This is a genomic window from Shewanella oncorhynchi (genome assembly GCF_030848765.1).
In the GTDB taxonomy this organism is placed as follows: domain Bacteria; phylum Pseudomonadota; class Gammaproteobacteria; order Enterobacterales; family Shewanellaceae; genus Shewanella; species Shewanella oncorhynchi.
On sequence record NZ_CP132914.1, the window covers coordinates 565,676 to 575,537 of the forward strand.

Sequence of the window (9,862 nt, forward strand, 5' to 3'; positions counted from 1 at the left end):
CAGGCCTTTTTTTTAGATAAAATACGGTTCTTACATGATTTTAAATAAATGAGTCCGCCAAGAGTTTTCCGACATTTATTTGCGTTAATCATATCGTTGGCAGAAACTGAACCTAGTACATGAAATCAGCAATTAACGCGAGTGATGCTTAAATTCTCTATGTCAAAACAGGCCGGATTTACTTTAGTAGAATTAGTAACGACCATCATCTTGATTTCAATTCTTGCTGTGGTTGTACTGCCACGCCTGTTTACTCAGTCTTCCTACAGTGCCTATAGTTTACGTAACGAGTTCATTAGCGAGCTGCGTCAAGTACAGCAAAAAGCGCTCAATAATACCGACAGATGTTTTCGTGTAACTGTTTCTGGCACTGGCTATCAAGTGAGTCAATTCTCTGCCCGAAATGGGGCGGTTTGTTCTGGTACTGCATTATCGCCAAACCCGCTTTATACCCAAGTTTTTCAAGGTGGTGCTCAATTAGTGCTAGTGAGCTCTAACAGCAGCAACTTTACCCTTGATTTCGATATCAATGGCCGACTTTTTCCAAGCTGTAATGGTGATTGTATTCGCGTGACCGCAAATGACACTGTGATGATTAATATATCCTCCGAGGGCTATATTTATGCGAAGTAATGCTCTCTCTAAAGGCCATATTCAAGCCCGCCTGTTGGGTTTTACCCTTATCGAATTAGTGATTGGCATGCTGGTGATAGCCATTGCAATAGTGATGCTAACCAGCATGTTATTCCCACAAGCTGATCGTGCGGCCAGTACCTTACATAGAGTACGCAGTGCTGAGCTTGCCCATTCGGTGATGAATGAAATCTGGGGCAAGCGTTATGATCAAAACACTAATGCCAATGGTGGAACGCCGGCCTGTGGTAGTCCGCTAGGGAGTAATTGTTCAACGTTATTAGGCCCTGAGTTCGGTGAGAGTCGTAACAACTTTAACGATGTGGATGATTACAACGGCTTAAATGAAACCGCGACTATGCTCAATTCGACCCAAACCTATGCAAATGCTTATCCTAACTATCGCTTAAGCGTCACCGTTGCTTATGGCGCAGTGTCCAATACTAAGCTAGTGACGATTAATGTGACTACGCCCGACAACGAAGTGATTACTTACAATATGGTGAGGAGTAATTACTGATGGCCTCACCTTTATCTGCGGTTAATAAAAAATCCACACTAGGTTTTACCTTGGTCGAGATGGTCACTGTTATCTTGATTCTGGGGATTCTCGTGGTCGGGGTGAGTAGTTTTATTATTTTTGGTACGCGGATTTTTGTTGAGTCGAGTTCAGTCGATCAAGTGCTCAGTCAGAGCCGTTTTGCTGTTGAGCGAATGACCCGTGAGTTGCGTAGTGCCTTGCCTAATAGCCTGCGAGTTAATACTGATTCGCTAACCTATCAATGTATTGAATTTGTGCCTATCGAAGCCAGCACGACTTATCTAACCATGCCAATTGTGCCTGCTGCTGCCGCGAGCACTGGGATAGTTATTCTAGATAATACGGTGAGTGCGATTCGTGTGAATCAATTCGCTTGGATCTATCCCTTGATTGATGCCGATGTGTATAGCAGCGCGAGACAAAAGCGGGCACAGGTTAAAACGATTGCTACTGCGCCTTCCCCTTTGGATCATCAAGTGACGCTGACTTTTACTGCGCCAACACGTTTTGCAGAAGCATCACCACGACAAAGGATCTATTTTGGTTCGAGTCCAGTGAGCTATTGCTTTGAAAAGGGGCCAAGCGGCAATGAATTACAATTATTGCGTTATGCTGGTTATAGCTTTAATGCCATTCAGCCAAATCCTGCCGCTATGCCTGCCACTATGGGCACGGGCGTGCTAATGGCGCAAAGTGTGGCAAATGTTTTAAATAATGGTGCTGATTTACCGCTGATTTTAACGCCATCTAGCCTAGTGAATAATGCCATGGTGCATTTACAACCGCGGTTTAATGTTAATGGTGAGACGTTCCAATATCGACATCAAGTGCAGGTGATCAATGTCCCTTAATTTATATCGTCAATCGACAGGTCATCACTCGGTAATGCGAATCTTACCCAGAACATCACTAGCAAGGTTGCAACGAACTGCTTTACCTGCGCGTCAACGCGGCAGTGCATTGATTATTGGCGTGTTTGTGATTACCGTGATGTTTCTACTGGCGTCAGTCCTGATCAATATTGTGCAGGATGGGGATACTGGATTAACCCAGGAGGTGTGGGGGACTCGTGCCTTTGCCGCCGCTAACAGTGGCGCCGACGCCGCATTGGCACAATTATTCCCGCTAAATGCAGCTGCGAACGCTACGGCGACATGCACAAGTGTTTCAAGCTCTTGGACGCCGCCCGATGTCGTCGGCTTTCATGCTTGCGCGGTGACTGTGTCTTGCAACGTCTATAAGGTAGGCGCCGTCACTCAATATCTAATCAAAAGTACAGCGGTATGCGAAAGCGGCGAGACCCGTGTTAGCCGACAAGTTGAGGTAGAAGCCCGTGGAGACTAAGCATTTGATGATGAGTTATAATAAAATCTTAGTTAAGTGGCTAGCCCCCATTTTATTTATCGTTTTTTCTATGTTAACTCATACAGTAAAAGCGGATTGGAGTGATACTTTTCCTCAAGGTGTTAATAATTACAGTGCTAATGGCACTATTACATTTAATACTTCGTACCTGTATAACGCTCCGAATAGCGGCTCTTTACCAACGTATAGTTATAACCAACTTGGTAATGGTGCAGATAAGTTATGTGTTCGCTCTAATGGTTCGACTCGGATGTGCCGTACAGGGAATTATATTGCTGATTTACCATCTGGTCGTTTAGATTTTGCTCAATGTGAATCATCGAGCACCGTTAATGTAGGGCCACCAACATACAACAATAAACAAATAGACATTGAAGCTGGAGAGTACAATAACATTTTGTTAGAAGGAGGCTCGGATAAAACGATTCGATTTACTAGTTCTGGTGGCGTATATAAAATTAAGTCACTTAATGCAACCTCAGGACAGATCGTGCTTTCGGCTGGACAGTATTGGATTGAAACTTTAGCTATAAATAATGGAGTAACATTAGTTTTCCCATCTACTGGAACCGTTTCATTTTTTATTAAGAATGATTACAGGCATTATGATTTAAATACCGTAGGTCAAGCTGAAAATTTCCTTATTTATAGTTACTCTAGTTTTACTCTTAATGGTGGAGCATCATTAAAGTCTTATGTGGTTTCAGAAAAAGATGTAGTTCTTGAGGGGAGTTCTTATTTAGATGGCGCTATCACAGCTAAAAACATCAGTTTAAATGGTGGCAGTAGTGTTAGGTTTGATAGTAATGCTTCCAATATAAATGTAGTGCCAGATTGTAGCCCTGTTCCAGTATTGCAATGTTTCAATGATAATTTTTCCCAAAGCACTTTGAGTAATGACTGGGTTGTTTCTAAAAGTAGTGGAGGATTTACTCCTTCTATCCAAGGAGGTCGATTACGCTTAACCGAAGCTAAATCTGACCAATCTACGGCATCTACCTATCAAAGACTCTTTCCTGGAAAAGCTAACTTAGTGGAGATCCAGTTTGATCACTATGCCTATGGTGGCAATGGTGCCGACGGCATTGCGGTAGTGTTATCTGATGCTTCTATAACGCCGCAGCCTGGCGCCTTTGGCGGTCCATTGGGTTACGGTTATAAACCTGGTATTAATGGGTTCGCGGGTGGTTGGCTTGGGTTTGGTATTGATGAGTTCGGTAACTTCTCTGGTGAAGGCGGTAGTTCTAATGTCGGCCAACGACGCCAGTCCGTTGCGGTTCGCGGTTCGGGTGTCGGCACGTCAGGGTATAATTATTTACGCGGCGCTTGTAGTAATGGCACTACTAATACGAACGGTAGTTGCTTATCGCCTGCGGTAGACGGCAATAATGTGTCGCCTGCGCACAGGTATAAAATTACAATTGATTCGCAAGCCGCGAATCAATCTATTGTGAAAATTGAGCGTAATACCGGTTCGGGTTTTGTGACTTTAGTTCCCGCATTTAACGTCGCTGCACAAATTGGTCAGGCTGCCATTCCAAGTGATTTTTTATTGTCTTTAACGGGCTCAACGGGGGGCTCAAATAACAACCACGAAATCGATAACGTGCAAATTTGTGCGTTAAAATCGAATCCTATTGGTGCTCAGATCGATCATTTTGAGTTTGATCATACGGGTCAAGGTCTGACCTGTAATGCTGAGACGGTAACGATTAGAGCCTGTGCAAATGCGAGTTGTAGTCAACCCTTTACTGCACCTCTTAGCGCAACCTTATTACCTGATTCTGCGGCAGATGGCGTATGGGTTGGCGGTAATCAAGTGAGTTTTAGCGGTGGCACAGCGCAACTGCAACTGAGGCGAAATACTCCCGGTGTAGTGACTTTAGGGGTGAAGGGCTCTAATCCCACCACTAAACCCTTAAGCAAAACCCTTTGCCGTATTGGTAATGGTGGCTTGAGTGAGAACAATTGTTCACTCACCTTTGCCGACAGTGGTTTTGTATTCGATGTACCCGATAAGCGTGCGAATCGCCCCGAGCAAGTGTTAGTCAAAGCGGTGAAAAAATCCGATGTGACGAAGCAGTGTGTCCCAAGCTTCCAAAGCCAGACCAAAACGCTGAATTTCTGGAGCAGTTACCAAACGCCAAGCGCGCCTATCTCGCCTAAAGCCGTCACCATCAACAATACGGCAATTGGCACCTCGAGTGCCTTGCCTACGGCGGTGAACCTGCTGTTTGATACCAACGGACAAGCAAGCATTTCAGTCAATTACCCTGATGCAGGTAAATTACAATTAGATGCAAAATATACAGGTACTGGTGATGAACAGGGCTTAGTCATGGCCGGTTCAGACCAATTTGTCAGCATACCCGCGGGATTGTGTGTTAAGCCTGTGGACGTCAGTGCCAGTTGCCAAAGTGCGAATATGACGTGTAATGTTTATCGTAAAGCGGGTCAAACCTTTGGCATGACGGTGCAAGCTATGGCATGGGAAAAAGATGGCGATCTGGACTTTTGTTCGGTCAACTTATCCACGCCTAACTTTAGTGATGCGCAGATGAAGCTTGCCAGCAAAGTCGTTGCGCCAAGCATTGCCAACGGCGGACTTGATGGGACGTTAGGCGTGGCATCCTATAGCCACTCGGCGCAGGCCAATAATCTCAATACCATCAGTAATCAGACCATCAGCGAAGTTGGAGTATTCCAAATTGCAGCGCAGGCGAGCCCAAATTATTTAGGGACGGCAAGCAGCTTAAATATTCCAATTGGATATTCAGCTAATATTGGCCGTTTTGTGCCCGATAGATTTTTAGTCAGTAACGTATCGGTCATACCTGCCTGTGGCGGCTTTAGCTATATGGATCAGCTGTTTCCTATGTCGATGGAGCTCAGCGCTTTAAATATCGCGGGGGATATAACGAAAAACTATTTCCCGCCATTTTCACTCGCCACTGCCAAATTAGTGGGAGAAAACAACAATAATGGTGTCGATTTACAGAGTCGCTTAAGTGCCTTACCTATAAAGGCTGATAGTTGGAATCAAGGTGTGGCGACAGTCGATGCTTCTTACCAAGCTAACTTTAGTCGGGTGACCCCAAATGTGGCGACGAATCTGTATCAGGATGGTCCCTTCGAGCTGCTCGATATTGGCGTGCAATTGATGGATAACGATCCTCGGCCGAATGGGCTTTACAGCTATGTGGCCTCACCAGACATGGATGCGGCATCTACAGGCACTTGCACTAACTGTAATGCTAAGAAAATCAGCACTCAAACCCTTCGTCATGGCCGTGTGGTGATGGATAACACCTATGGTCCTGAGACAGAAATACTGCGTATGCCGACTCGATCCGAATATTGGAATGGCAGCAGCTGGGCCTTAAATACTGCCGATAACTGCACAACGGCAGTGTATGCTTTGGGTTCGCAGGTTGATAATTCCGCTCTGGGTTACAATTTTGATCCCGACTTAGTGGCGGGACAAAGTGTTGTGCGTTCTGGCGGGACTGCAACATTCCAAGCTGGCCAATTTGAGTTGCTCTGGCAAGCCGTTACAACAAGTGGGTTGCCATACCGCGGCCAAGTGACGGCGCCCTTGGATGTGCCGACATGGCTAGAATGGTACTGGAATTGGAATGGCGTATCGCCAACAGCGGTCACTGAACCGCGGGCAAGTGCGTATTTTGGTCGTTATCGAGGGCATGACAAAATAATCTATTGGCGTGAGGTAAACTAATCTGAGTTATTTCTCTCATTAAATTGAACTCAGGCTTTCCCTTGAAATGGGCTGCCATTTTACTTATTAGAAGTCGACGAAAACGCTTGTAACAGATTCTAAATGCAATGCCTTAGTTTGATATTTGTTGCTGAATTGTATGTTTACTCGTTTTTTGTTGCTGATATTTTCGTCAATAAACAGTATTTTCCGCTTAAATACTGTTTTTTACGTGGCGATTTGAAAAAAAATCACTTCATTAGCGATTGTTAACCTCCTCGGTCTTGTGGAATCAGGGTGGCATTGATAAAGTTAGCTGATTTTTCTTTTCTTCTGACTCCACAGAATACAGGCTAGTTACATGTTTAAGAAGCTACGCGGCATTTTTTCTAATGATCTATCGATCGATTTGGGTACAGCTAACACATTAATTTATGTTCGTGGCGAAGGCATAGTCCTCAATGAGCCTTCTGTTGTTGCTATACGTGGTGAGCGTAGTGGCTCCGGTCAGAAATCTGTTGCCGCGGTCGGCACAGAAGCTAAACAAATGCTAGGCAGAACGCCAGGCAATATCCAAGCTATCCGCCCAATGAAGGACGGTGTCATTGCAGATTTTTATGTGACGGAGAAAATGTTGCAGCACTTTATTAAACAAGTGCATAACAATAGCTTTTTTCGTCCAAGTCCACGCGTGCTTGTGTGTGTGCCCGTTGGTGCTACTCAAGTAGAACGCCGTGCTATTCGTGAATCAGCCATGGGCGCTGGTGCTCGCGAAGTGTATTTAATTGAAGAGCCAATGGCAGCTGCGATTGGTGCGGGTTTACCCGTATCTGAAGCGACCGGCTCTATGGTGGTGGATATCGGTGGTGGTACCACTGAAGTCGCGATTATTTCACTTAATGGTGTAGTGTATTCGTCTTCTGTACGTATCGGCGGTGATAAGTTTGATGATGCGATCATCAACTATGTCCGCCGTAATTACGGGAGCTTGATTGGTGAAGCTACGGCTGAGCGTATCAAGCACACTATCGGCACTGCTTATCCTGGCGATGAAGTGCTCGAGATCGAAGTCCGCGGCCGAAATTTGGCAGAAGGTGTACCTCGTAGCTTTACACTGAACAGCAATGAAATTTTAGAAGCCTTACAAGAGCCATTATCTGGCATCGTAAGTGCTGTGATGGTGGCGTTAGAACAATCTCCACCAGAATTAGCTTCAGATATTTCTGAGCGCGGTATGGTGTTAACTGGCGGCGGCGCTTTATTGCGTGATTTAGACCGTTTATTAATGCAAGAAACCGGAATTCCTGTAATGGTGGCGGACGATCCATTGACCTGCGTAGCACGTGGCGGTGGTAAAGCCCTCGAAATGATTGATATGCACGGCGGCGATCTGTTCTCCGAAGAAACCTAATTTAACTTCGGTATGGGGCGGTTAATCACCGCCTTAGCTTTCCTATGAAGCCAATTTTTGTTCGTGGTATTTCAAACCAATTCCGTCTGACACTGGCAATTATTTTGTCGGTGGCTTTGCTCGTTGCTAATCATCGCCTCGATCCTGTACGGCAATCGTTATCCTCTTTTTTTAGTCCATTGCAGTATTTAGCGAGCGTGCCCGGTGTTGCACTTGACTGGTCGTCTGAAAGTTTTGCCACCCGCAATATGTTAGCGTTGCAGAATAAAGAGCTGCTCAGGCAGCAACTGCTGATGAGTGAACGCTTACAGCGTTTCGAACACTTACGCCAAGAAAATGAACGTTTACGCGCACTGTTGGGCTCACCAGCCTACCTTGATTCGCGCAAAATGGTGGCTGAAGTATTGGAGGTTGCTAGCGATCCTTTCCATCACTATGCGGTACTAAACCATGGTTCACGCAGTGGTGTATTTGTTGGGCAGCCTGTGGTCGACGCCCAAGGGGTTGTTGGCCAAGTGGTACAAGTCAGTGAAATGACCAGTAGGGTGCTATTGCTCTCCGATGTATCACACGGATTACCTGTGCGTATCACCCGTAATGATGTGCGCCTTGTTGCCAATGGTACGGGTGAGCTAGATGAAATAGAACTGCGCCATGTGGCCAAGAGTACTGACATTCGTGTCGGCGATTTGCTGGTCACCTCAGGTTTAGGGAATCGTTTCCCGGAAGGTTATCCGGTCGCGCGGGTAATGGAAGTGTTGACTGAAGATGGTCAAAGTTACGCTCGAGTCACCGCCCAGCCTTTAGCGGCTTTAGATCGTATTCGTTATTTATTGTTGATTTGGCCATCTCCCGATTCTGGTGTGACTTTACCGAGTCAGCCTACCGTGCCTGCTGCGGATCATTCATCGAGCGATAATGTATCAAAAGCAGATAGCGCTGTTCCTGCTGGCGGAAGTGTCACGCCAGCAGAGGCTTCTAAACCTGTGACCGCGCCTGCGACCAAACCGTCAACGGAAACCACTCCTCCTGTGGCTGAGGTGCATTAATGAGTTTTCAGGCCGCCAATGGGCGCTTTATTGTTTGGGTGACATTATTTATCGGCGTGATCAGCCAGATCATGCCTTTACCAAGTGCTGTTGATGCTTGGCGTCCAGACTGGCTATTAATGATTGTTCTCTATTGGTCTATCGCATTACCCCACAGATACAACATCTTAACCGCATGGGTTTTAGGCCTAGTATTAGATATTTTATTGGGAGCCACCTTAGGTGTGCGCTCTTTAGCCATGTCTTTGGTTATTTATATTGCTATCTTGCATTGCCAGCGTTTGCGAAACTTCCCTCAATGGCAGCAGTCGTTAGTGATCATGCTACTGATTTGTATTTATCACTTAGTGATTTACTGGGTGGAATTTGTGATGCAAGAGGCTGTTTTCAAAACAGATCTATTTTTACCTGCGATTTCAGGATTAGTGATCTGGCCTTGGATATTTTGGATTTTACGTCGGGTTCGACGTCATTATAAGGTTCGTTAACTGTGGATTTAGTTTTAGCTTCAACTTCGCCACGTCGCAAAGAATTATTGGCACAGATTGGATTCGGTCGTCCTGAGTTTAGTTTCACGCAAGTGGCACCGGATATTGATGAAACTGTGCAACAGGGCGAAGAGCCAAGGGATTATGTTCGACGTTTAGCAGCTGAAAAAGCCCAAGCTGGACTGGCATTATGCGCAGATATGTCACAGCCTGCTGTATTAGGTTCTGATACTATCGTGGTGCTTGAAAATCAAATATTAGGCAAACCGCAGGATGTGGCCGATGCTAAGCAAACGCTCAGTGAACTGTCTGGCCGAACGCATACTGTGATGACGGCTGTGGCACTGACCTACAAAGCAGGCGAGTCTGACTCAACCTTAAAAACTTCAGTGCGCTTAGTCGAAACACAAGTGCGTTTTTGCGCTTTATCGACAGCTGACATTGAGGCTTATGTGGCTTCAAAAGAGCCCATGGATAAGGCGGGCAGTTATGGCATTCAAGGGCTCGGCGGTTGCTTTGTGGCTGCAATTGAAGGCAGTTATTCTGGCGTTGTAGGTTTACCTCTGGTTGAAACGCGTGAGTTGTTAGCCGAAGTTGGCTTTATTTAACTGCTGCTGGTTGCTTATATTGCGATTTTGGCTTGAGGTTAGAATGAACCTT

9 protein-coding genes are annotated in these 9,862 nt (G+C 45.7%); all 9 read left to right on the forward strand.

Annotated features, from left to right (window positions below; genetic code table 11):
* Positions 1-144 precede the first annotated feature (144 nt).
* The 9 genes from RA178_RS02680 (at position 145) to RA178_RS02720 (ending at position 9,810) form a co-directional block, all read left to right on the forward strand.
* Positions 145-633 (forward strand): type II secretion system protein, encoded by a 489-nt coding sequence (locus tag RA178_RS02680; protein WP_263200734.1) that lies wholly within the window; start codon positions 145-147, stop codon positions 631-633.
* Complete coding sequence (locus RA178_RS02685; protein WP_306684410.1) at positions 623-1,153, forward strand: type II secretion system protein; 531 nt, start codon at positions 623-625, stop codon at positions 1,151-1,153. The genes RA178_RS02680 and RA178_RS02685 overlap by 11 nt, the downstream gene beginning before the upstream one ends.
* Complete coding sequence (locus RA178_RS02690) at positions 1,153-2,025, forward strand: PilW family protein (protein WP_306684412.1); 873 nt, start codon at positions 1,153-1,155, stop codon at positions 2,023-2,025. Before RA178_RS02685 ends, RA178_RS02690 begins: the two co-directional genes overlap by 1 nt.
* Positions 2,015-2,518, forward strand: a complete 504-nt coding sequence (locus RA178_RS02695; protein ID WP_306684414.1) for an MSHA biogenesis protein MshP — start codon at positions 2,015-2,017, stop codon at positions 2,516-2,518. The genes RA178_RS02690 and RA178_RS02695 overlap by 11 nt, the downstream gene beginning before the upstream one ends.
* Before the next feature lie 10 nt (positions 2,519-2,528).
* On the forward strand, positions 2,529-6,275 hold the full coding sequence (locus tag RA178_RS02700; protein ID WP_306684416.1) for a DUF6701 domain-containing protein: 3,747 nt from the start codon (positions 2,529-2,531) through the stop codon (positions 6,273-6,275).
* Between the two features lie 340 nt (positions 6,276-6,615).
* A complete protein-coding gene (locus RA178_RS02705) occupies positions 6,616-7,665 on the forward strand; it encodes a rod shape-determining protein (RefSeq protein WP_105251284.1) in 1,050 nt (349 codons plus the stop codon).
* Positions 7,666-7,709: 44 nt separating this feature from the next.
* Positions 7,710-8,714: a rod shape-determining protein MreC gene (gene mreC, locus RA178_RS02710; RefSeq protein ID WP_263148058.1), complete on the forward strand. Its 1,005-nt coding sequence runs from the start codon at positions 7,710-7,712 to the stop codon at positions 8,712-8,714.
* Positions 8,714-9,202 (forward strand): rod shape-determining protein MreD, encoded by a 489-nt coding sequence (gene mreD / locus RA178_RS02715; protein WP_105251286.1) that lies wholly within the window; start codon positions 8,714-8,716, stop codon positions 9,200-9,202. The genes mreC and mreD overlap by 1 nt, the downstream gene beginning before the upstream one ends.
* 2 nt (positions 9,203-9,204) lie before the next feature.
* Positions 9,205-9,810 (forward strand): Maf family protein, encoded by a 606-nt coding sequence (locus tag RA178_RS02720; protein WP_306684420.1) that lies wholly within the window; start codon positions 9,205-9,207, stop codon positions 9,808-9,810.
* Positions 9,811-9,862 lie beyond the last annotated feature (52 nt).